The organism is Bacillus sp. B25(2016b), assembly GCF_001679765.1.
GTDB lineage: Bacteria > Bacillota > Bacilli > Bacillales > Bacillaceae_G > Bacillus_A > Bacillus_A thuringiensis_K.
On sequence record NZ_CP016285.1, the window covers coordinates 520,119 to 543,283 of the forward strand.

Genomic DNA, 23,165 nt, shown 5'->3' on the forward strand with positions numbered 1-23,165 from the left:
CGGAGATAGTGGCGAAAGAAATTACTATAATTAAAAAGAAAGTTGTAACAGAGGAAGAACAGAAACAGCAATTAGCAGATGAACTTCTAAATGAGCTATCTAATAATCGTGAAGCAGTAGAAGAAACGATGCAGCTTTTAGCACAGTTGCAGAAGGCTGGTATATTAGATGCAGCGATTAGTTTACTTGCTGCGAAGGAAGATGTTTCAAAAATCGCTGTGGAGCAATTAAATCGTGAACCAGTTAAAAATGCACTCAACAATATGATGGGGGCAGGAGAAGCGTTATCTTCAGTTGACCCAGAAATAACGAAGCAAATTACGTCCAGTTTAGTTACAGGATTGCAATTTGCAACAGATGAATTAAATAGTGGTAAAAAAACAAAAGTGATGGATTTCTTTAAAGTATTAAAAGATCCAGATATCAATAGAGCTATTACATTCGGTTTTAGTTTCTTGAAAGCATTTGGACAAGGGCTAGAGAAAAAATAGAATAAATGAAAAAGTGATGGGAAGTAGCCATCACTTTTTTCATTATATGTATAAGAGTGTTCATGTTAAGCGGAATATATTATTATTAAAAAGATGGATTAGAACTGGAAATATGGAATCCATCTCAAATATCGTTTTAGAATGTGGAGGAATATATGCAACACCGTAAAAAACTATCTATACCAGGAGTAATAGGACATTCCTTTCAAACAGTTAAATTTGCTTTTTGGAATGTATTAACTTTTCAACTTGCTTATAAATTATTAGCAGCGATTGTGTTTGTTCCACTATTTGGAATCATTTTTAATAAGTTATTGTATTTTGGTGGTTATGCAAATGCGACAAATGATGAATTATTAGCGTTTTTAAAGACGCCTTATGGGATCTTAGCAATCGTAATTTTATCATTGTTAGCACTGTTTCTTATCTTTACAGAATTTGCGGTGCTTATTATTATTTCGTATTTCGCTCATAAAAGACAGAAGGTGAAATTACGTCCGATTTTATATAAAACGGTAACGTATTTACCTACTCTTTTCACATATTGCTTACCAGGATTTATTTTATATGCTGTCGTATTGTTGCCTCTTTTAAATATGGGATATGAAACGGCATTAATCCCACAAATTCAAATTCCTAACTTTATTACAGGAGAACTGTTTAAGACAACGATGGGACAAGTTGGTTATTACACGTTCTTTGCTGTAGTCGCGTATTTGAATCTTCGATGGATTTTCGTTCTACCTATTGTTGTTTTAGAGCAAAAACCATTTCGCGTGGCAGCACGTAAAAGTGCAACTTTAGTAAAGGAAAGCTTTTTTAAAGTACTATTCTTTTTAGTAGGGTTTTTTATTTCAATTGGAATTGTATATGTCGTGTTTTTAGGAATATATTTATTGTGTCTATGGGGTGTTTATGAATTTACAAACCCGAAAGGAACATTTGCATTATTAGCTGAATCAACGATTTCTGTATTTTTAACGAGCACATTGTATTTATTCAGCTTTATCGTGACGCCATTTTATATTATGGCGATTACGCGATTATACTTACAAAAGGTACCGGTTGAGGATGTTTTATTAGAAGAAGGATTAGATTATTCGAAAACGAAAGCAGATAAATGTTTCTTCCAAAAACATCGTTGGAAATTTATTGGCGTATATATTGTAGGGATTATTACTGCGGGAATGGTAGTTGCCTTCATTGTGACCTTTATTACAAACACATATAAAGAGCCAATTATTATGGCTCATCGTGGTTATATTTCAAAAGGTGTAGAGAATACGAAAGAAGCTGTGCAGGGAGCTATTGATGCGAAAGCAGATTATGCTGAAATTGATGTACTGCAAACGAAAGACGGTGAACTAGCAGTTATACATGATTTGAAGCTAAAACGTCTTGCCAATGCTAATGTTCATGTTTCGGATTTAACGATGGACGAGTTAAGACAGCTTACTCTTAGTCAAGATGGGTTTTCAGGACAAATAAGTACACTTGATGAAATCATTAAGCTGGCTAAGGGAAAAATCAAACTTAATATTGAAGTGAAGCTTCATGGTGGCGAAAAAGATTTTGTAAATAAAGTATTAAAAACGATTAAAGATAATGAATTTGAGAAGCAATGTGTTATTCAAACGTTACATTACCCGCTTATTAAAGAGTTTAAGCGTGCAAATTCAGATATAAAAGTCGGATATATACTGTATGCAAGTAGAGCCAACTTAAAGAATGTGAAGGCTGACTTTTACGTAGCAGAAGAATATATGTTAAATAAGAAGCTAGTAAAAGAAGCAAGGAAGTTAAACAAGCCAATTTACGTATGGACGGTAAATGATATGGAAAGTTTAAAGGGATATTATAAATTAAACGTAGATGGTATCATTACCGACTATCCTGAAGATGCACGTGAAACAATTAAGATGTTAAAAGAGCAAGAAGCGGAAGAAAGTGATCTGTTTGATAAAATTACTGAAACGACAGACGATTTATTTTCTAAGTTATTTATAAGTTACCCAGCTGCTAGCTAAATGCTAGCAGTTGTTTTTTTGTGAAAAGAATATATTTCTAAAGTATTGAGTAAAGTAATAACTGTATATGTATACGTTATCGCTTAGGTTTCTTACATTGTTACATTATTGTCAAATAATAAATGATTGCTGTTTATTTTGAAGCAGTATAATAAAAATAGAGTGAAAGATAATGGAATGACACGAAACCCCTAATAGAATCAATGTTTTTTATATTTACACTATTCTAAATATAAAAACTTTAGGAAAATGGTATGTTAGCGTTTTCATAACTTTTAAGTTATGCTAGAATAAGGACATAAGTTATTAATTATTACAAAAAGAAAAAAGACTTTCTTTTTTCTGTTAATTATAAGGGGGCATTTCATTATGCGTATTGGGGTACCAGCAGAAATTAAAAACAACGAAAACCGTGTGGCAATGACACCAGCAGGTGTTGTACATTTAATTCGTAACAATCACGAAGTATTCATTCAAAAGGGTGCAGGTTTAGGATCTGGTTTCACAGATGCTCAGTATGTTGAAGCAGGAGCAAAAATTGTTGATACAGCTGAAGAAGCTTGGAACATGGAAATGGTTATGAAAGTTAAGGAACCAATTGAAAGCGAATACAAACACTTCAGCGAAGGTTTAATCTTATTCACATACTTACACTTAGCTCCAGAACCAGAATTAACAAAAGCATTAATCGAAAAGAAAGTTGTTTCTATTGCATATGAAACAGTACAATTAGAAAACCGTTCTCTACCATTACTTGCACCTATGAGTGAAGTAGCTGGTCGTATGGCTGCACAAATTGGTGCACAATTCCTTGAGAAGAACAAAGGCGGTAAAGGTATCTTACTTGCAGGTGTTCCAGGGGTTAAACGTGGTAAAGTAACAATCATCGGTGGTGGACAAGCTGGTACAAATGCTGCTAAAATTGCAGTTGGACTAGGTGCGGATGTAACAATCATCGACTTAAGCGCAGAACGTCTTCGTCAATTAGATGACATTTTCGGAAACCAAGTAAAAACTTTAATGTCTAATCCTTACAATATTGCAGAAGCTGTTAAAGAGTCTGATCTTGTAATCGGTGCAGTATTAATCCCAGGTGCAAAAGCTCCAAAACTTGTAACAGAAGAAATGATTAAATCAATGGAACCAGGTTCTGTTGTTGTAGATATCGCGATTGACCAAGGTGGTATTTTCGAAACAACTGATCGTATTACAACTCATGATAACCCAACTTATGAAAAACACGGCGTTGTTCATTATGCAGTTGCAAACATGCCAGGTGCGGTTCCACGTACATCAACTCTTGCATTAACAAACGTAACAGTACCATATGCAGTACAAATTGCTAACAAAGGCTACAAAGAAGCTTGCCTAGGCAACACTGCATTATTAAAAGGTATTAACACATTAGATGGCTATGTAACATTTGAAGCAGTTGCAGAAGCTCACGGTGTAGAGTACAAAGGTGCTAAAGAATTATTAGAAGCAGAAACAGTATCTTGCTAATAGAAGCATTATACAAAACAAAATCGAACAATATATAAAACAACATGATAAGAGCTAAGAGTGAAGATCTCTTAGCTCTTCTTGGCAAAAGGGGGCATACATCGTGGCCAACCTATTTAAAAAGAAATCCGTTACGCAATTGTTAGGGGAAAGTAAAAGTAAAACTTTGACGAAAACGCTAGGGGCATTTGACCTAACAATGCTAGGGATTGGTGCGATAATTGGTACAGGAGTTCTAGTATTAACTGGATTAGTAGCAGCAAGAGATGCTGGTCCAGCAGTTATTTTTTCATTTATGATTGCAGCCATCGTTTGTGGATTTGCAGCATTATGTTACGCAGAGGTTGCTTCTACACTTCCTGTTTCAGGTAGTGTGTACACATACTCATATGCAACAATTGGTGAGTTTGTAGCTCATTTAATGGGATGGACATTACTATCCGTATATGTTGTAACGACTGCCGCAGTAGCTGGCGGATGGACTGGTTACTTCCATAACTTAGTGAGTGGATTAGGGCTTGAAATTCCAAAAGCACTGCTAACGATTCCGTCTCAAGGTGGTATGGTGAATTTACCAGCAGTTATCGTTACATTAGTTATAACTTGGTTATTATCAAGAGGTACGAAAGAAAGTAAACGTGTGAATAACATAATGGTATTAATTAAAATTGGTATCGTTGTTTTATTCATTGCAGTTGGTGTATTCTACGTGAAACCAGAAAACTGGATACCATTTGCACCGTACGGTTTAAGTGGAGTTTTCGCGGGGGGAGCAGCAGTATTCTTTGCTTTCTTAGGATTTGATGCATTAGCAACTTCTGCTGAAGAGGTAAAAAATCCGCAACGTGATCTACCGATTGGTATTATCGCTTCGTTAGTCATTTGTACAATCATTTATGTTGTAGTTTGTCTCGTTATGACGGGTATGGTTTCTTATAAAGAGCTAGATGTACCGGAAGCGATGGCGTATGTGTTAGAAGTTGTAGGACAAGATAAAGTAGCTGGTATAATCGCAATTGGAGCTGTAATTGGTATTATGGCAGTAATCTTTGCTTACATTTATGCAACGACACGTGTATTCTTCGCTATGAGCCGTGACGGTTTATTGCCAGAATCTTTCGCGAAAATTAATAAAAAGACAGAAGCACCAACATTTACAGTTTGGTTAACAGGAATTGGTAGTGCTTTAATTGCTGGATTTATCGATTTAAAAGAATTGTCAAATTTAGCGAATATTGGAGCGTTGTTAACATTTGCGATGGTTGGTGTGTCAGTTATTATTCTTCGTAAAACACATCCGAAATTACAACGTGGATTTATGGTACCACTTGTACCGATCTTACCGATTATTTCAATTGCATGTTGTCTATTCTTAATGGTAAACCTACCATTAAAAACATGGATGTACTTCGGTGTTTGGTTAGCAATCGGAGTAGTTGTATACTTTGTTTATTCGAAAAAACATAGTCATTTAAAAGACGATGGAAGTTCGCAGGATAATTTAGAACAAGCTAATTAAAAGGGATATAAGTATAGTAAGCCTTGTGCGTCTAGGGAGCGCGCAAGGCTTTTTCTTTTGTTGAAATAAAGGGAATGTATATTACTTTGTTGAATTTTTATGTCGGAATATGAAAAAAGGGTGTGCGAATTGTGCATCCTTTTTTGTATGAGAATATAGAGAGTGCGGAAAATATGTATACGACTTATTAAAATGTGAACGGAATGTTCATAAAAAAAATTCAGATTTCATTGACACATATGAGTGGGTGCTCATATAATAAGAGTATAAGATATATGAATGATTGTTCATATGTTCAATTAAAGAGGTGAGCTATAATGGCTGGAAATAAAGTAGAAACACCACAAGAGACATGTTCTCAAACGATAATTCATGAAGAAGTTGTAGAGCAAGTAAAACAAACAATTCCAACTGATGAAAGTTTAAGTAAAGTAGCAGAACTATTTAAAGTATTAGGTGACCGTACACGTACGAGAATATTACATGCGCTATTTGAAGCTGAAATGTGCGTTTGTGATTTAGCTTATTTATTAGGAATGACACAATCATCTATTTCGCATCAGCTTCGTGTGTTAAAGCAAGCGAAACTTGTGAAGAATCGTAAAGAAGGAAAGGTTGTTTATTATTCGTTAGCTGACCAGCACGTAATTCATATCTTCGAGCAAGCGTTTGAACACGTAAACGAAGAAGAATAAAAAGAACGCGAGGAGGGAGAACGATGGCTGAAGCATTGGTGAAAAAGAAACTGATGTTAGAAGGTTTAGATTGTGCGAACTGTGCAATGAAAATTGAAAAAGGTGTTGGGAATATAGAAGGAGTAAATTCTTGTTCTGTAAACTTCGCAACAAAGACAATGATCTTAGAAACAGCACAAAATAAAGAAAACGAAGTTGTTACGGAAGCAAAACAACTCGTTACAAAATTAGAACCGCATATTAAAGTTCAAGAAGAACAAAAAAATAAAATTGCTAAAGAAGTATTTATATTAGAAGGTTTAGATTGCGCGAACTGTGCAATGAAAATTGAAAATAAAGTGAAGGAAATGCCAGCTGTCTCAGAAGCAACTGTTGATTTCGTATCGAAGAAATTACGAGTAGAAGTTGCGAATAAAAGAGAACTAGAAGCGACTGTAGCAAATATAACAAATGTCGTTCAAAAGTTAGAACCAGATGTGAAAGTTGTTCGTGAAGAGAAAAACGGTCATGACCACGGACATAGTCACGATCATGGTGAAGCGAATGTGAAAAAGATGGTAGGGAGATTAGTAGTCGGCGGAATTTTGACAGCAATTGCTGCATTAGCGGGCTTACCACAAATGGTAACAATTCCGTTATTCGTCCTTGCTTATTTATTAATAGGTGGAGATATCGTTTGGAGAGCGGTAAGAAACATAACTCGTGGCCAAGTATTTGATGAAAACTTCTTAATGGCAATTGCAACTGTAGGAGCTTTTGCAATTCAACAATACTCAGAAGCTGTAGCAGTAATGCTATTTTATCAAGTAGGAGAACTATTCCAAAGCATTGCGGTAAACCGCTCTCGAAAATCAATTACTTCATTAATGGATATTCGTCCTGATTATGCGAATGTAAAGGTTGGAAATGAAACGAAACAAGTATCACCAGAAGATGTACAAATTGGCGATTATATTGTCGTTAAGCCAGGTGAGAAGGTGCCGTTAGACGGAAAAGTAATTGAAGGAACATCAATGGTAGATACTTCAGCATTAACAGGTGAATCTGTACCACGTGAAGTAGAAGTTGGAAATGATGTATTAAGTGGCTTTGTGAACCAAAATGGTGTGTTGACAATTGAAGTTACAAAAGAATTCGGTGAATCCACTGTATCAAAAATTTTAGATTTAGTTCAAAATGCAAGCAGTAAAAAAGCACCAACGGAAAACTTTATTACGAAGTTTGCACGTTACTACACTCCAGTTGTAGTTATTACAGCGGCGATCATGGCGTTTATTCCACCACTTATTTTAGAAGGAGCTACATTCTCTGAGTGGATTTATAGAGCTTTAGTGTTCTTAGTAATCTCTTGTCCATGTGCGTTAGTTGTATCCATTCCTCTTGGATTCTTTGGAGGTATTGGTGGTGCATCTAAAAGTGGTGTGTTAGTAAAAGGTAGTAACTATTTAGAAGCTTTAAATGATGTAAAATATATTGTTTTTGACAAAACAGGAACATTAACAAAAGGTGTTTTCAAAGTTACAAAAATGGAACCGAGCGAAGGTACTACAAGTGAAGAGTTATTAGAGTATGCGGCATTTGCTGAAGTATATTCTAACCATCCAATTGCCCAATCTATTCGAAAGGCATATGGAAAATCAATTGATGAAAAAATAATCGATGATTATAACGAAATTTCTGGTCACGGTACAGTCGTAAAAGTACAAGGAAAAGAAATTTTTGCAGGTAATGCAAAATTAATGAGAAAAGAAAATATTGAATTTAAGCAACCAGAAACAGTAGGTACATTAGTTCACGTTGCTGTAGATGGAAGATATGCAGGTTATATTGTTATCTCTGATGAGGTAAAAGAGGATTCTAAACAAGCGATTCAAAAGTTAAAAGAACTAGGTATTAAAAAGACAGTAATGTTAACTGGTGATGCAAAACCAGTTGGTGAAGCTGTCGGTAAAGAATTAGGCTTAGATGAAGTTCATGCGGAATTACTACCGCAACAAAAAGTAGAAGAGATTGAAAAAATTGATGCAGCGAAACACGGAAAAGAAAAAATTGCCTTCGTTGGTGACGGTATTAACGATACACCAGTATTAGCCCGTGCAGACGTTGGTATTGCAATGGGTGGTTTAGGATCAGATGCAGCAATTGAAGCGGCAGACATTGTTATTATGACTGATGAGCCTTCAAAAATTGCGACAGCTGTAAAAATTGCAAAACGTACAAGAAGTATAGTGTGGCAAAATATTATCTTTGCTTTAGGTGTAAAAGGGATCGTTTTATTACTTGGTGCCTTTGGTATTGCAACAATGTGGGAAGCTGTTTTCTCAGATGTTGGTGTGACACTACTTGCAGTGTTAAATGCAATGCGTGTATTACGAGTGAAAGATTTATAAAAAAGAGGACGCGACCCGCGTCCTCTTTTTTATTGGTGATTTTGTTGAAATTGACTCAATAAAATAATACCAAATATTATTTTAATTTTAAATAGCGTGATATTAAAATTTACAAATAAAATACATTCGTCTTATTATTTTAATATATTTTTTACAAATATCCATATAGTATTGAAAAAACAGAGAAGGGGAAACTTCTCTGTTTACTTTTGTATGTTTTTTTCAACTTGTTCTCGAACTGTTTGAATGTAATTCATTTTATGATCCCAGCACTCTTGGCTTAAATCGACAGGGTATTCTTCAGGATTTAAAGTTCGCATATATTCTTCCCAAAATAGAGAGAGACTCTGCTCGTTATATTGTTGAATATCTAATATACTTGGCAGTTCATATGTTCTTTCACCGTTAACGAAAATGTCTTTATGCAGTTCACGGGCTTCAAAGTTTGTTACGAATTTACTTATATATGTGTGAACTGGATGGAACATTTTTAAGCGCTCTTCTTTTCCAGGTTCTTCAGAATCTAATGCAATATAATCGCCTTCTGCATGATCGTTAACTCGATTGATAATACGATAAATTCGTTTCAGTCCTGGAGTGGTAATTTTTTCAGGATTAGATGAAATTTTAATCGTATCATTTAATTTTCCGTCAGTATCCTCAATCGCAACTAGTTTGTAAACAGCTCCTAATGCAGGTTGCTCAAAGGACGTAATTAATTTCGTCCCAACGCCCCATACGTCAATTTTTGCTCCTTGAGATTTAAGGTGCATAATTGTGTATTCATCTAAATCGCTAGAAGCGATAATTTTTGTATTTGTAAACCCTGCTTCATCTAGTAGTTTTCGTGCCTTTTTCGATAAATAAGCCATATCACCACTATCAAGACGTATGCCATAGAAATCAATACGATCCCCAAATTCTTTTGCAACACGAATTGCATTTGGAACACCAGATTTCAATGTGTCATAAGTATCAACGAGAAAGACGCACTTTTTATGAGTTTCAGCGTATTTTTTAAACGCGACGTATTCATCGCGATATGCTTGAACGAAAGAGTGAGCGTGTGTGCCGGCTACAGGGATCCCAAAGCGTTTCCCAGCACGAACGTTGCTTGTAGAGGAGAAACCACCAATAAAGGCAGCACGCGTCCCCCAAAGGGCAGCATCGAACTCATGGGCACGTCTTGTGCCGAACTCTAAAAGCTCATCATTACTTGCAGCATGTTTCATACGAGCTGCTTTTGTTGCAATTAATGTTTGGTAATTCACAATATTTAAGAGGGCAGTCTCAATAATTTGTGCTTCACCAAGTGGTGCATCAACACGTAATAAAGGCTCGTTATTAAATACAACTTCCCCTTCTTGCATACTGCGAATCGTCCCAGTGAATTTCATATTTTGTAAATAATGAAGGAATTCTTCTTCAAATTGTAATTCTGCTAAATAAGCGATATCGCTTTCAGTGAAACTGAAATTTTCTATGTACTCTACAATTTTCTCAAGGCCAGCAAAAACAGCGTAGCCGTTCTCAAATGGAAGCTTTCGAAAATATAAATCAAAAACAGAACGGCGATTATGAATACCATCTTTCCAATATGTATAAGCCATGTTGATTTGATATAGGTCTGTATGTAAGGCATAACTATCGTCTTTATAATGAGTCATCGCGAGAACACCTCCATAATTTGGTTATAGTATACCAATTTTTCACCATTCGTAGCAAAGAAGAGATATTGATGTGAAGTCAAGAGAGAAAAAAATGAAATTATGCATATTTTTTAGAAAATTTATATTTATCAATTTATATTTCTCCAGATTTTATGTATTATTAGAGTAATGGGGGTAATGAGAATGGAGGAGGACAATGCAACAAACATTAGAAAAAATAGGCAAACAAGTCTTTTATAAACGGCTACAGCAAAAAATGACACAAGAAGAATTATGTCAGGGCATTTGTTCTGTCTCATACTTAAGTAAGATTGAAAATGGAAAGATTGAAGCATCAGAAGAAATTCTACAATTGCTCTGCACAAGACTAGAAATTGCTGTGACGGATTTGAGAGATGTAGAAGAAGATGTGAAGGGGAAGCTGGACGAATGGTTGAATGCACTAGTTCATTTGGACAAGCAACAAGTAGAACGTATATATGAAGAGTTGCAAGGTGAAATGAAGCATGTGTTGGATTTTGAAATTATAAATTATTATAAACTGCTGTATACACGTTATTTAATTATGAAAAGGGATTTTCCTGCTGTCGAAAAAGAGTTAGAGAGCTTAAAGAAGATGTACAAAAAGTATTCACCATTCCAAAAATTATTATATACGTATAGCAAAGGGTTATATTATTTTTTACAACATAGATATAAGAAGGCATTGGAGTATTTGACTCGAACAGAAGTAATGGCAAAGGAACAAGGTTATCATGAGAATGGAATATATTTCAATTTGGCTCTTGTTTATAATGAATTAGAAGTTGAACATATGACTTTACATTTTGCTAATGTAGCAATGGAAGGATTTAAGAATGAATATAAATTCCGTTATGTGATAAATTGCCAGTTACTTATTGCATTGAGTTATATACAAAAAAAACAATATAATGAAGCACTATCTATTTATAATAATATTTTGAGGGAAGCAAATTCTTTTGCTGATAAAGAAAGTATAACAGCTATTGCTTTAAATAATTTAGGCTTCTTGTACTATAACTTAAAAGATTATGCAAAAGCAAAAGATTATTATTTACAATGCCTAAAGTACAAAAAGGAAGAGGATTTAAATTATATTGATGCAGTGTATGAGATCGCTTTGCAGTGTATTGAATTAAAAGAATTTGAAGAAGCGAAAGATTGGATTAATAAAGGGATAGATGTTGCCAAGAGGGATGAAAAGTATAAAAGTATGCTATATATACTTTCAATGCTTAAGAATAAATACTTTGAAACGAAAGATGTTTATAAAAGATTTTTAGAAGTTGAGGCAATCCCATTTTTTAGAGGCGAAGAAAATAAAAAGGAATTAAAAATGGTGTATTTAGAACTAGCAGGATATCACGAGGAATTACTAGAATTTAAGGAAAGTAATAACTACTATAAATTAGCAATTAATTTATTAGAAGAAAAGGGAGGAAAATAATATGAAAAAAATAATTATTGGTGCTTTGGCTTTGGTAGCTGTATTAGTGGTATTGGAACCGCAATATGCTTGGACATCGGATATTTATGGTCAAGGAGAAAAAGTAGTAGAGTTAATAAATTCTTAACAGAAACCCCTTTCCAACAGGAAAGGGGTTTTTCAATATTTGTTCCTCAAAATTCTACAAAACTTGAGAAATAAATTAATTGAATTTTTAGTATATTAATAGTAGAAACATAATGCTAATATGAAACTACTCTTTTTCAAAAAAATTTTATTAGGGGGAAGGTTCATGAAAAAGAAAAGTTTAGCGTTAGTGTTAGCGACAGGAATGGCAGTTACTACGTTTGGAGGGACAGGCTCTGCATTTGCGGATTCTAAAAATGTACTCTCTACGAAGAAGTACAATGAGACAGTACAGTCACCTGAGTTTATTTCTGGTGATCTAACTGGAGCGACTGGTAAGAAAGCAGAATCTGTTGTGTTTGATTACTTAAACGCAGCAAAAGGTGATTACAAGTTAGGGGAAAAGAGTGCGCAAGATTCTTTCAAAGTGAAACAAGTGAAGAAAGATGCTGTAACTGATTCAACAGTAGTACGTATGCAACAAGTTTACGAAGGAGTGCCTGTATGGGGTTCTACTCAAGTGGCTCACGTAAGTAAAGACGGTTCTTTAAAAGTATTGTCTGGAACAGTTGCACCTGATTTAGACAAAAAGGAAAAGTTGAAAAATAAAAATAAGATTGAAGGCGCAAAAGCAATTGAAATCGCGCAGCAAGATTTAGGGGTAACGCCAAAATATGAGGTAGAACCAAAAGCGGACTTATATGTATATCAAAATGGTGAAGAAACAACATATGCATACGTTGTAAACTTAAACTTCTTAGATCCAAGTCCAGGAAACTACTACTATTTCATTGAAGCAGACAGCGGTAAAGTATTAAATAAATATAATAAATTGGATCATGTAGCAAATGAAGATAAATCACCAGTTAAGCAAGAGGCTCCTAAACAGGATGCAAAAGCAGTAGTAAAACCTGTAACAGGAACAAATAAAGTAGGAACTGGTAAAGGTGTATTAGGAGATACGAAATCACTTAATACAACGTTATCTGGTTCATCTTACTACTTACAAGATAATACGCGCGGAGCAACGATTTTCACATATGATGCGAAAAATCGTACTACATTACCAGGAACTTTATGGGTAGATGCAGATAATGTTTTCAATGCAGCGTATGATGCAGCGGCAGTAGATGCTCATTACTATGCAGGTAAAACATATGACTATTATAAAGCTACATTTAATAGAAACTCTATTAATGATGCAGGAGCACCATTAAAATCAACAGTTCATTACGGAAGTAAGTATAATAATGCATTCTGGAACGGCTCACAAATGGTATACGGAGATGGTGATGGTGTAACGTTCACTTCATTATCTGGTGGAATTGATGTAATTGGCCACGAATTAACGCATGCTGTTACAGAGTATAGCTCAGATTTAATTTATCAAAATGAATCAGGGGCATTAAATGAAGCTATTTCAGATGTTTTTGGTACATTAGTAGAGTATTATGATAACCGTAACCCAGATTGGGAAATTGGTGAAGATATTTATACGCCTGGTAAAGCTGGAGATGCGCTTCGCTCTATGAGTGATCCAACGAAATATGGTGATCCAGACCACTACTCTAAGCGTTATACTGGTACTAGTGACAATGGTGGTGTTCATACAAACAGCGGTATTATTAACAAAGCAGCTTATTTATTAGCGAATGGTGGTACGCATTACGGTGTTACTGTGAATGGCATTGGTAAAGATAAAGTAGGAGCGATCTATTACCGTGCAAATACGCAATATTTCACTCAATCTACTACTTTTAGTCAAGCACGTGCTGGATTAGTACAAGCTGCAGCGGATTTATATGGTGCTAACTCTGCAGAAGTAGCAGCAGTTAAGCAATCATATAGTGCTGTTGGTGTAAACTAAGACTTTAAGAGATAGTTATTAATAAAATACCTCAAAAATAAAGAAGGAGCCTATGCTCCTTCTTTATTTTTTTCTCCATTTTTTCCACAAATAAAACAATCCAATAGCGCCTGCGATTGTTACAATCCACTTTGCTTCATTTGTTCCATTTATAACGTGATATGCAGAATATACTTCAATCAATAAGGCCGGTATTTTCCCTATTGTGCTGGCAATACTGAAGGAGAGTAATGACATCTTACCTAGAGCCGCAAATAAAGTCACGATACTTGATGGGATGAAAGGTATCAATCGAAACGATAGAACGAGTAGAAAGGCCTCTCTACCTTCTACATAAAGAAGACGCTCTACCTTTGGATACTTATTTACTTTATCGTGAGTGAACTTTTGAAGGCCCATGCGGTAAATATAAAACGAGATAATAGCCCCTAATGCTTCGCCTACGATCGAAATAACAGTACCATTTGTTACGCCAAAGAGCTGTATATTAATGGCGGTTAAAAAAATACTAGGGATAAAACCTAAAAGACTAATGATGATGTTAATTAAGATACTAAGTGGAATTGCGATTGAATAGTATTCTGTTAAGAAATTTTGAATCGTTTCAGCCATTGTTTAAAATCCTTTATCTTTTTTTGCATTACACCATATTTCGATTATATAGGCAAGGATAAATTTACATAATGTAGAAAACGTTGATAAAACACCGTTAATATACTATATAAGGGTATTGGGTATATTAAGTCAGGGGTATATTTTTATTTTTAATAAACCACCGGATAAACCCTTTAGATATGGGGTTTATCCGGTGGTTTTAGGGATGGATTAAATCGGGAAATAATCATAAAAATATAGGGGTATATTTATAGAAGGGGAGAAAATAGCGATTCTATGAAAATCGGTTGATAATATGGCAAAATAGGTGAGGAATTTAAAAAATGTGTATGTTTTTTCGTGTGAAATTGACTTTTAGTGAAGTTGAGATAATAATCATGGAAGAGGTGATATGATGAAACGAATAAGCAGTCTTTTCTTCAGTAGTTTATTGGCATTAATGCTGATCTTAAGCGGATGTGCAGGAAAAGAACAAAAGCCAGAGAAACAGACAGGGAATCAAGCTACATCGGTAGAAAAAATCAGTGATAATATTTTAGATGAAATGGAAGGACCACCTAAAAATGGTCATACGATTGAAAGACATGTAGGCAAGTCAGAAGAGGATTTGAAGAATCGCTTGAAGACAGATAAAGTGTCAGCTGCAAGTACATACTATGATAAAGAAACAGCGACGAAAGCTGTAAAAGATAGCTTGAAGCAACACGACAAGGAAATTCAAGATTGGTTAAAAAATTCTAAAGAGGCTCGTCTCGTATTAAATACAACTCATTCATTCCCGGTTGGAAAAACGGTAATAAAGAAAAATATGAGTGTAAAAGACAAGTTAGTAAAAACTGTTACTGTTTTAGCAAGAGATAAGTCAGGGGAATTAGGGTTTAAGATTATTACTTCTTATCCATCTGATAAATAAGAAGGGGGAGTACATTATGTATACGACATTACAATACTTTCTTAAATCGTACTGTACGTTAAGTATTCATGAGGATGAAATAGTAAGCGTGATGGAAGAGTTTATTGAACAAGAAGACGAAGAAATCGTTTTGAAATTACGTGATGAATTAATAAATATGAAGAAAAAGAACGCGTGGGAAGTGGCGTGTGTATTAGCTGCGAAGCAAGGAAATCGTATGTGGTCTTTAGAAGAAACGAAAGACCATCTTGAAACTTTTTTACTATTACTGCAAAAGAAAAAGGCGTGATTTAATCACGCCTTTTTCTTTATGTTATTCGGTTAATATTATCTATTCTTTTGGAGCGCTTTTATATACGCTTTTTGAAATTTGTCCATTTGATATTACTTCCCCGTTTTGTGTTACTTTTTTATACGTAACTGCTGTGATTTTATCACTAGTTCTACTAATTACTTGAGAAGAAACTTCAACATTTTTACCAGTATTTGTACCGAAAATGCGTGTAGTAATAATACCTCCATTTGAAAATGCTTGAATATAAATATGATTGCCTGTATTATTTTTAAATTTTAAATCTGGACCATAATCTGCTACTGCTGCATCTTGCCCAAGTGGTAAATAATTTACCGGCATTGAATGGTTGCTTCGAGAAACAATGCCTAAATCTGCCCTTAAAGCTGCGCTGTATAATGTACTACTGACTTGGCAAACTCCTCCGCCTGCACTTTGTATTACTTTACCTTGTGAATATACTGCTGCAGATTTATAACCATGTGCAGCATCAGTTACGCCAACGCGGCCGTTAAAACTAAATGTTTCATCAGGTGCGACAATAACCCCACTTAAAGTATTAGCTGACTTATTTACGTTAAATGATTGATTTCCGTTACGGCCAGCCATTGGAGTAGAATATTCAGCAATGACTTCTTTAATACCCATTTTCTGTATGTCTTCTGTAGAACGTTCTGGTTTTATGAATGTAACTGGTAATGTAACATCTGATTTACCAGTAGTAATAGCTTCGTTTGTTAAACTGTTTAGTTTTCCTTTATCAATTTTTTCTCCGTTTTGGCTTTGACTAACATTTACTGTTGAGCCTTCAATACTTAATTCTGCATTAACAGGATTTTTTAATGTTTCATTATATTTATCTTTTATAAAGGTTTCATAAGCTGTTGTATTTAATTGTGGTGTTAATTTATAGTCCCGTTTTAATTCACCGTTTTCAGCTTGCTTACGCATTTTGTAACGATTCATTACGTTTCCTTCTTGTTCTTTGAATATTTTGTCAATAATATCTTTCTCTTTATAATTTACCCCTAAATCTTTCCATGTGTAAGTTTGTTTATCGTTTTGGAATATGTAGGTAAGGGATTTTTGATCTAATTCAGTTACCTTTTGATTAATAATTGCTTGAATGTCTTTCTTATTTTTTCCATCGAGAGAAATACCTTCAAATGTAGTATTTGGTAATGCAGTAGTATCTAATTGATTATTTAATTTGGATACATATTGATATCCCCCAACACCGCCTACACAAAGTAATATGCCCCCGGCAATTGCAGAACCAATCAGTATTTTACTTAGCTTCATTTATTTCCCCCCAGAAATTTATGTATAAATATATTTATTACATTTTTTGTATAAAAATGATGAAAATAACATTATGTACGTACTAGTATACTATTATTTTCACTGCGTGTGTAACGTTTTCATAAAAAATGTTACACGGATGTAATAATTGTCACTTATTGTCACAATGTGTATGAAAAATATGTTGAAAATTATAATAAAAAGGCTGTCTAGAAAGATCTAGCAGCCTTTTTATTATAATTTTTTATGTTCATTTTTATTCGTAACACCGAGATGTTTTTGAAGGGTAGTTGAAATAGTATCGACGCTTTTTTCATTTGGAACGTAATAATAAATACCACCTATATATTTATCTGTACCTTCTACTTGCATTTTTTCCATCTTTAAATTTGAATCCATTGAATTTTTTGTAATTGTCATCATATCATCAAAAGTTAAATTGGTTTTTAAATCTTTATCGACAGCGTCTAGTAGGCCACCGATTTTATTAATGGAATTAAGAGATAGTGCCTTTTCAGCAATGGCCTCTAATACAAGCTGTTGTCGTTGGCCACGCATATAATCACTATCGATGTGACGAGTTCTAGCTAGTGCCAGTGCCTCTTCTCCATTTAAATGTTGACGTCCTTTTTTTAGATGAATTGCATCTGCTTCATCTTTACTATTTTGCTCTGTGAACTCAACTGGAACGTCTACAGTAATACCACCAAGAGAATCAACAATTTTAATAAATGATTTAAAATTGAATTTTACATAGTAGTCAACTGGAACATCTAAAAAGTTCTCTACCGTATCAATTGTGCTGTCTACACCACCGAATACGTGCGCATGTGTGATTTTATCGTATTTATCACGTGATTTAATGTAGACGCGTGAGTCACGTGGAATGCTTACAAGTTTAACGGATTTATCGTTTTTATTAATTGTTGCAAGTAATAACGCATCTGTTCGAGTTGCTTTTCCATAACCTTTTTCCCTAATATCACTTTCATCAACACCCATAATTAGTACAGAAATATTATCGGTCATAGGTTTAACAGCTTTTTCACGTTTACTGGACTTATCTCCTCGACCTAGTTCAGCATAAGCATTATTTAAGACGGACTTTGCTTTACTGTATATATGGAAGGAGTAGCCTCCTGCTCCAAGTGCTACAATTAGTAATGGAATAAGAAGGAACCAAAGTAGGCGTTTTTTCTTTGAGCGTCCTTTTTTGGCTCGCGTATTGTTGTTCGTGTCGGATTTCATCATTTTTTCTCCTTTAAAACTATCAAAGTGTATACATTTAGAAGTGTACTCAAACACATAAAAAATATTTTACGCTAAATAAAAACGATTGTACATGTATAAAAAATAGATGTCTTGATTATTTATCCCGCATTAACGGGCAGTAAAACTCCCACCTCAAAGTCCAGCGAATGCAAGGAAGTTAGGTGGGAGTTAACTGCCCGTAAAAGCCCGATTGGTGAAGGCTAATACTCAGAGGGGGGATAGCCCCCTCTGAGTAAAGTTTCACTGTATAAGACATCTATTCGTTATTGTATACAAAAGATAGGGATAAGAAAATGATAAAATTTTACCTAATTACAACATAATGCTTACGATAATTGCAGATAAAATACTAACGAGAGTAGCTCCATATAGTAATTTAAGGCCAAACCTCGCAACAACGTTTCCTTGTTCTTCGTTTAGTCCTTTTACCGCACCTGAAATAATACCAATGGAAGAAAAATTGGCAAAAGACACAAGGAAAACAGAAATAATACCAACTGTACGGGGAGAAAGGCTATTAGAAATTTTACTAAGGTCCATCATTGCGACAAATTCATTCGTTACAAGCTTTGTTGCCATAATACTGCCAGCTGCGACAATTTCAGAACTTGGTACACCGATAAGGAATGCGATAGGTGCAAATACATAGCCGATTAATTGTTGGAACGTAATACCGAATATAATGAGGAACAGGTCATTAATACAACTAATTAATGCGACGAACCCGATGAGCATAGCGCCGACAACAATGGCTACACGAAAACCATCAAGAATGTATTCTCCAAGCATTTCAAAAAAGCTTTGTTTTTCACCTTTGATTTCTAAAATATCTTCGTCATCTTTAACGTCGTAAGGGTTAATGATGAGTACGATAATAAAACCGCTAAATAAATTGAGAACGAGTGCAGTTACTACATATTTAGGTTCAATCATTGTCATATAGGCACCTACGATAGACATAGATACGGTTGACATAGCAGAGGCACAAAGTGTATAAAGACGGTGTTTTGGAATTTGAGCTAATTGCTTTTTCACTGTAATGAAAACTTCGGATTGGCCGACAATGGCAGAAGCAATAGCGTTGTAAGATTCTAATTTCCCAAGACCATTTATTTTACTAAGAAAGTACCCGATCCAATGAATGAAAAATGGTAGTATTTTGAAATGTTGTAATATACCAATTAAAACAGAAATAAAGACGATTGGTAATAATACATTAAGGAAAAATGGCATTTCACCTTTATTTGCAAGTCCACCAAATACGAAATTTATTCCATCAGCAGCATACTCGAGTAGTTTGGTAAACAAACTGGAAATGATTCTAATAAGTATGAGGCCGATTTCTGTATTTAATAGTAAATAGGTTAAAATTAACTGTATAATGAGCATGATAAAAATTGGTTTAAATTTAATATGCTTCTTATTATTGCTAGCGATATAAGCGAGCAAGAAAACAACAATTAGTCCGACGAAAAAAGTAATGAATTTCATGGTAAGCCCCCTAAAAGAGATATTCTGCTATATATGTTTTTCATTTCAAGGGAGAATATGCATCTTTGGTAAAGAAAGGAATAGAGAGAGTATGAATATATGTAGAGTGCATCACGTTGCAATTATTTGTTCGAATTATGAGACGTCAAAGGATTTTTATACTAGAATATTAGGGTTTAAAGAAATGAATGAAGTATATAGAAAGGAACGAGATTCTTATAAATTAGATTTATGTGTAGGAGAAGAGTATCAAATCGAATTATTTTCATTTTCAAATCCACCTGAGCGCAAAAGTTTTCCAGAAGCAGCCGGTCTTAGACATTTAGCATTTGCTGTTACAAATATAGAAGAAGCTATGAAGCATTTAAATCAATGTGGTGTTGAGACCGAACCGATCCGTATTGATGAAATAACGGGGAAGAAATTCGTCTTTTTCCAAGACCCTGATGCTTTACCTTTAGAATTGTATGAGGTTTGAAAATTGGTGGATTTTATATAGAGTTGCTGTCCAATAATTGAAGAAACTAAAGTGAAACTTCTTTTTAAAAAGGAGGTGTAACTTTAGCTAAGAAAGCTAAAGAGCATATGTGGATATTTTAAAATTATTGATGGTAGTCCTTCTTATTGGGTTAACAGCATTTTTTGTGGCTGTTGAATTTGCAATTATTAAGGTACGTAGCAGTCGTATTGATCAACTCGTTAGTGAAAAAAGACGAGGTGCACTGGCAGCAAAAAAGGTAACTACAAATTTAGATGAATATTTATCGGCCTGTCAGCTAGGTATTACAATTACTGCTTTAGGGCTCGGGTGGTTAGGGGAACCAACTATTAAACATTTACTCGAACCGTTGTTTTTAAAATTGCAATTCTCACCTGCAATTTCTAGTACAGTTTCATTTATTATTGCCTTTGCAGTAATTACATTTTTACATGTTGTCATTGGGGAACTTGCTCCAAAGACATTTGCTATACAAAAAGCAGAACAAGTTAGCTTATTGTTATCGAAACCACTTATTTATTTTTACCGAGTTATGTATCCGTTTATTTGGGCTTTGAATGGTTCAGCGAGGGGTGTAACTGGTTTATTCGGATTACATCCAGCTTCTGAACATGAAGTAGCTCATTCAGAAGAAGAATTAAGGTTAATCTTATCTGAGAGCTATGAGAGCGGAGAGATTAACCAAAGGGAATTTAAATATGTAAATAATATTTTTGAATTTGATAATAGAGTAGCAAAAGAAATTATGGTACCTCGTACGGAAGTTGTAGGCTTATATGAGGACGAACCATTTGAAACACATATTAAAGTAATCGCGCAAGAAAAGTACACGAGATATCCTGTATTTGGTGAAGATAAAGATGAAATTATTGGGATGGTTAATGTAAAAGATTTATTTATTCGGTATATGGATGGTAATCGGGACGAGGAGTGCTCGATTATGCCATATACAAGGCCAGTTATTGAAGTGCTAGAAAATATTCCGATTCATGATTTACTATTACAAATGCAAAGAAAACACATTCCATTAGCTGTATTGTATGATGAATATGGTGGTACAGCAGGGATTGTTACACTAGAAGATATTTTAGAAGAAATTGTTGGAGAAATTCGAGATGAATACGATGAAGATGAGAATCCACCTATAGAGCATGTAAGTGAAGGTTATAAAATCGTAGAGGGAAAAGTGCTTATTAGTGAAGTAAATGATTTGCTTGGCATACATTTAATTGCTGATGATGTAGATACAATTGGTGGCTGGATTATGGTACAAAAACAAATCGTTGCTGAAGGAGATATTATTGAGAAACACGGTTTTTATTTTAAAGTCCTTGAAAAGGATATGCATCAAATTAAACGAGTGGAAATAAGGAAAGTAGAAGAATGATTTTCTATAAACTTTAATAAAAAGGATATACAGAAAAATAAATGTTTGCGCTTTCAAAAAAGGTGCTATATAGTGAAGGTGGATACTGAAAAATTCTTCTGAATGATACTCGTGTTTTTAGAGGGCGGATTTTTTGGATAAGGATTTAGAATGAAAAAGTATAGGTGATAAAAATGATAGCAACGAAGGATATACGTATAGAAAAAGATTTTTTAGGTGAAAAAGAAGTACCAAGTGCAGCTTATTATGGTGTACAAACATTACGTGCCGTAGAAAACTTCCCAATTACAGGATATCGCATTCATCCATCACTCATTACAGCAATGGCAATTGTGAAAAAAGCGGCGGCGCTTGCGAATATAGACACTGGTTACTTAGCTAAAGACATTGGACATGAAATTGCAGAAGCAGCGCAAGAAATTGTTGATGGAAAGTTTCATGATCAATTTATTGTGGATCCTATTCAAGGCGGAGCCGGAACTTCTATTAATATGAATACAAATGAAGTAATTGCGAATAGAGCGTTAGAACGTATGGGATATGAAAAAGGTGCGTATGCGAAAATTAGCCCAAACACTCATGTGAACATGGCCCAATCAACGAACGATGCGTTTCCAACAGGGATTCATATTGCAACTCTTATGATGTTAGAAAAGCTTCTTATAACAATGGAAGAACTTCATTCTGCTTTTCGTAAAAAAGCAAAAGAGTTTGATCACGTTATTAAAATGGGACGCACACATTTACAAGATGCAGTTCCAATTCGCCTTGGACAAGAATTTGAAGCGTATAGCCGAGTGCTTGCGCGTGATATAAAAAGAATTAAACAGTCTCGTCAACATTTATATGAAGTGAATATGGGCGCGACAGCTGTTGGTACAGGATTAAATGCAAATCCTACGTATATTGAACAAGTGGTAAAATATTTAAGAACGTTTAGTGGATTCCCACTTGTTGGTGCAGAGCATTTAGTTGATGCAACGCAAAATACAGATGCATACACAGAAGTATCTGCAGCACTTAAAGTATGTATGATGAACATGTCTAAAATTGCAAACGATCTTCGTATTATGGCGTCGGGTCCACGTGTTGGGTTAGCTGAAATTCAATTGCCAGCACGTCAGCCAGGTTCATCGATTATGCCAGGAAAAGTAAATCCAGTTATGGCAGAAGTGATTAACCAAGTCGCATTCCAAGTAATTGGAAACGATCATACAATTTGCTTAGCATCAGAAGCAGGACAATTAGAGTTAAACGTAATGGAGCCTGTGCTTGTATTTAATTTAATTCAATCTATTAGTATTATGAATAATGGATTCCGTGTATTCCGTGAATATTGTATTGAAGGAATTACGGCAAATGAAGAATTGTTGAAGCAATATGTTGAGAAAAGTGTTGGAATTATTACAGCAGTAAATCCTCATATTGGTTATGAAGTAGCATCTCGTATTGCACGTGAAGCAATTGAAACAGGAAAATCTGTTAGGGAGTTATGTTTAGAACATGGTGTACTGACAGAAGAGGAATTGGATATTATTTTAGATCCATTCGAAATGACTCACCCTGAAATTGCTGGAGCTTCTTTATTAAAAAATAAAAAAATGTAATGTGAAAAACACCGATCCTCTTGGATCGGTG

The 23,165-nt window shown here is 34.6% G+C and carries 19 protein-coding genes; 14 read left to right on the top strand and 5 right to left on the bottom strand.

Features of this window, described 5'->3' with window-relative positions; translation table 11 throughout:
• Positions 1-8 precede the first annotated feature (8 nt).
• The 6 genes from BAQ53_RS02750 to BAQ53_RS02775 all read left to right on the top strand — a co-directional run bounded on the left by BAQ53_RS02750 (position 9) and on the right by BAQ53_RS02775 (position 8,625).
• On the top strand, positions 9-491 hold the full coding sequence (locus BAQ53_RS02750) for a helical membrane plugin domain-containing protein (RefSeq protein ID WP_001040507.1): 483 nt from the start codon (positions 9-11) through the stop codon (positions 489-491).
• Between the two features lie 155 nt (positions 492-646).
• A complete protein-coding gene (locus BAQ53_RS02755; protein WP_001164702.1) occupies positions 647-2,518 on the top strand; it encodes a glycerophosphoryl diester phosphodiesterase membrane domain-containing protein in 1,872 nt (623 codons plus the stop codon).
• A 369-nt stretch (positions 2,519-2,887) separates the two neighbouring features.
• A complete protein-coding gene (gene ald, locus BAQ53_RS02760; protein ID WP_001219744.1) occupies positions 2,888-4,021 on the top strand; it encodes an alanine dehydrogenase in 1,134 nt (377 codons plus the stop codon).
• A 103-nt stretch (positions 4,022-4,124) separates the two neighbouring features.
• Positions 4,125-5,540: an amino acid permease gene (locus BAQ53_RS02765; RefSeq protein WP_001284891.1), complete on the top strand. Its 1,416-nt coding sequence runs from the start codon at positions 4,125-4,127 to the stop codon at positions 5,538-5,540.
• 317 nt (positions 5,541-5,857) lie between these two features.
• A complete protein-coding gene (locus BAQ53_RS02770; RefSeq protein ID WP_000918378.1) occupies positions 5,858-6,235 on the top strand; it encodes an ArsR/SmtB family transcription factor in 378 nt (125 codons plus the stop codon).
• Between the two features lie 23 nt (positions 6,236-6,258).
• Positions 6,259-8,625, top strand: coding sequence for a heavy metal translocating P-type ATPase (locus tag BAQ53_RS02775; protein WP_089149519.1), 2,367 nt, complete (start codon positions 6,259-6,261; stop codon positions 8,623-8,625).
• Between the two features lie 203 nt (positions 8,626-8,828).
• Here BAQ53_RS02775 and BAQ53_RS02780 read toward each other — a convergent pair whose 3' ends face one another.
• The gene (locus BAQ53_RS02780; protein ID WP_000150187.1) at positions 8,829-10,292 is read right to left on the bottom strand and encodes a nicotinate phosphoribosyltransferase; all 1,464 of its coding nucleotides are present in this window, start codon (positions 10,290-10,292) and stop codon (positions 8,829-8,831) included.
• A gap of 199 nt (positions 10,293-10,491) precedes the next feature.
• Here BAQ53_RS02780 and BAQ53_RS02785 point away from each other — a divergent pair, with 199 nt between their 5' ends.
• From BAQ53_RS02785 to BAQ53_RS02795, 3 genes are all read left to right on the top strand, one after another.
• Positions 10,492-11,763: a helix-turn-helix domain-containing protein gene (locus BAQ53_RS02785; RefSeq protein WP_001187959.1), complete on the top strand. Its 1,272-nt coding sequence runs from the start codon at positions 10,492-10,494 to the stop codon at positions 11,761-11,763.
• 1 nt (position 11,764) lies between these two features.
• A complete protein-coding gene (locus tag BAQ53_RS02790) occupies positions 11,765-11,890 on the top strand; it encodes an NprX family peptide pheromone (protein WP_000720172.1) in 126 nt (41 codons plus the stop codon).
• A gap of 165 nt (positions 11,891-12,055) precedes the next feature.
• The gene (locus BAQ53_RS02795) at positions 12,056-13,756 is read left to right on the top strand and encodes a M4 family metallopeptidase (protein ID WP_131251178.1); all 1,701 of its coding nucleotides are present in this window, start codon (positions 12,056-12,058) and stop codon (positions 13,754-13,756) included.
• A gap of 63 nt (positions 13,757-13,819) precedes the next feature.
• Here BAQ53_RS02795 and BAQ53_RS02800 read toward each other — a convergent pair whose 3' ends face one another.
• Positions 13,820-14,368 carry a TVP38/TMEM64 family protein gene (locus BAQ53_RS02800; protein WP_000852223.1) on the bottom strand — a complete coding sequence of 183 codons (549 nt, stop codon included), beginning with the start codon at positions 14,366-14,368 and terminating at the stop codon, positions 13,820-13,822.
• A gap of 397 nt (positions 14,369-14,765) precedes the next feature.
• Between BAQ53_RS02800 and BAQ53_RS02805 the strand changes: the two genes are divergently transcribed.
• Both BAQ53_RS02805 and BAQ53_RS02810 read left to right on the top strand, forming a co-directional pair.
• Complete coding sequence (locus BAQ53_RS02805; RefSeq protein WP_000822689.1) at positions 14,766-15,284, top strand: RNase A-like domain-containing lipoprotein; 519 nt, start codon at positions 14,766-14,768, stop codon at positions 15,282-15,284.
• A gap of 16 nt (positions 15,285-15,300) precedes the next feature.
• Positions 15,301-15,573, top strand: a complete 273-nt coding sequence (locus BAQ53_RS02810) for a hypothetical protein (protein WP_000288805.1) — start codon at positions 15,301-15,303, stop codon at positions 15,571-15,573.
• Positions 15,574-15,615: 42 nt separating this feature from the next.
• Here BAQ53_RS02810 and BAQ53_RS02815 read toward each other — a convergent pair whose 3' ends face one another.
• The 3 genes from BAQ53_RS02815 to BAQ53_RS02825 form a co-directional block, all read right to left on the bottom strand.
• Positions 15,616-16,878: a VanW family protein gene (locus tag BAQ53_RS02815; protein WP_208906469.1), complete on the bottom strand. Its 1,263-nt coding sequence runs from the start codon at positions 16,876-16,878 to the stop codon at positions 15,616-15,618.
• Positions 16,879-17,112: 234 nt separating this feature from the next.
• The gene (locus BAQ53_RS02820) at positions 17,113-18,129 is read right to left on the bottom strand and encodes an LCP family protein (protein ID WP_002163841.1); all 1,017 of its coding nucleotides are present in this window, start codon (positions 18,127-18,129) and stop codon (positions 17,113-17,115) included.
• Between the two features lie 333 nt (positions 18,130-18,462).
• A complete protein-coding gene (locus BAQ53_RS02825; RefSeq protein ID WP_000668864.1) occupies positions 18,463-19,641 on the bottom strand; it encodes a NupC/NupG family nucleoside CNT transporter in 1,179 nt (392 codons plus the stop codon).
• A 91-nt stretch (positions 19,642-19,732) separates the two neighbouring features.
• On the opposite strand from BAQ53_RS02825, the gene gloA2 reads away from it, so the two are divergent.
• The 3 genes from gloA2 to aspA all read left to right on the top strand — a co-directional run bounded on the left by gloA2 (position 19,733) and on the right by aspA (position 23,134).
• Positions 19,733-20,119, top strand: coding sequence for an SMU1112c/YaeR family gloxylase I-like metalloprotein (gloA2, locus tag BAQ53_RS02830; RefSeq protein ID WP_001017680.1), 387 nt, complete (start codon positions 19,733-19,735; stop codon positions 20,117-20,119).
• 109 nt (positions 20,120-20,228) lie between these two features.
• Positions 20,229-21,527, top strand: coding sequence for a hemolysin family protein (locus BAQ53_RS02835; RefSeq protein WP_000353330.1), 1,299 nt, complete (start codon positions 20,229-20,231; stop codon positions 21,525-21,527).
• A gap of 173 nt (positions 21,528-21,700) precedes the next feature.
• Positions 21,701-23,134 (top strand): aspartate ammonia-lyase, encoded by a 1,434-nt coding sequence (aspA, locus tag BAQ53_RS02840; RefSeq protein ID WP_208906470.1) that lies wholly within the window; start codon positions 21,701-21,703, stop codon positions 23,132-23,134.
• Positions 23,135-23,165: the final 31 nt, after the last annotated feature.

What these genes read in the sequence shown, in the direction of transcription:
- BAQ53_RS02775 (WP_089149519.1), top strand. Translation starts at nt 6,259, where the DNA reads ATGGCTGAAGCATTGGTGAAAAAGAAACTGATGTTAGAAGGTTTAGAT.
- BAQ53_RS02815 (WP_208906469.1), bottom strand. Translation starts at nt 16,878, where the DNA reads ATGAAGCTAAGTAAAATACTGATTGGTTCTGCAATTGCCGGGGGCATA.
- BAQ53_RS02785 (WP_001187959.1), top strand. Translation starts at nt 10,492, where the DNA reads ATGCAACAAACATTAGAAAAAATAGGCAAACAAGTCTTTTATAAACGG.
- BAQ53_RS02805 (WP_000822689.1), top strand. Translation starts at nt 14,766, where the DNA reads ATGAAACGAATAAGCAGTCTTTTCTTCAGTAGTTTATTGGCATTAATG.
- BAQ53_RS02825 (WP_000668864.1), bottom strand. Translation starts at nt 19,641, where the DNA reads ATGAAATTCATTACTTTTTTCGTCGGACTAATTGTTGTTTTCTTGCTC.
- BAQ53_RS02800 (WP_000852223.1), bottom strand. Translation starts at nt 14,368, where the DNA reads ATGGCTGAAACGATTCAAAATTTCTTAACAGAATACTATTCAATCGCA.
- BAQ53_RS02795 (WP_131251178.1), top strand. Translation starts at nt 12,056, where the DNA reads ATGAAAAAGAAAAGTTTAGCGTTAGTGTTAGCGACAGGAATGGCAGTT.
- aspA (WP_208906470.1), top strand. Translation starts at nt 21,701, where the DNA reads ATGATAGCAACGAAGGATATACGTATAGAAAAAGATTTTTTAGGTGAA.
- BAQ53_RS02770 (WP_000918378.1), top strand. Translation starts at nt 5,858, where the DNA reads ATGGCTGGAAATAAAGTAGAAACACCACAAGAGACATGTTCTCAAACG.
- BAQ53_RS02780 (WP_000150187.1), bottom strand. Translation starts at nt 10,292, where the DNA reads ATGACTCATTATAAAGACGATAGTTATGCCTTACATACAGACCTATAT.
- BAQ53_RS02790 (WP_000720172.1), top strand. Translation starts at nt 11,765, where the DNA reads ATGAAAAAAATAATTATTGGTGCTTTGGCTTTGGTAGCTGTATTAGTG.
- ald (WP_001219744.1), top strand. Translation starts at nt 2,888, where the DNA reads ATGCGTATTGGGGTACCAGCAGAAATTAAAAACAACGAAAACCGTGTG.
- BAQ53_RS02755 (WP_001164702.1), top strand. Translation starts at nt 647, where the DNA reads ATGCAACACCGTAAAAAACTATCTATACCAGGAGTAATAGGACATTCC.
- BAQ53_RS02810 (WP_000288805.1), top strand. Translation starts at nt 15,301, where the DNA reads ATGTATACGACATTACAATACTTTCTTAAATCGTACTGTACGTTAAGT.
- gloA2 (WP_001017680.1), top strand. Translation starts at nt 19,733, where the DNA reads ATGAATATATGTAGAGTGCATCACGTTGCAATTATTTGTTCGAATTAT.
- BAQ53_RS02820 (WP_002163841.1), bottom strand. Translation starts at nt 18,129, where the DNA reads ATGATGAAATCCGACACGAACAACAATACGCGAGCCAAAAAAGGACGC.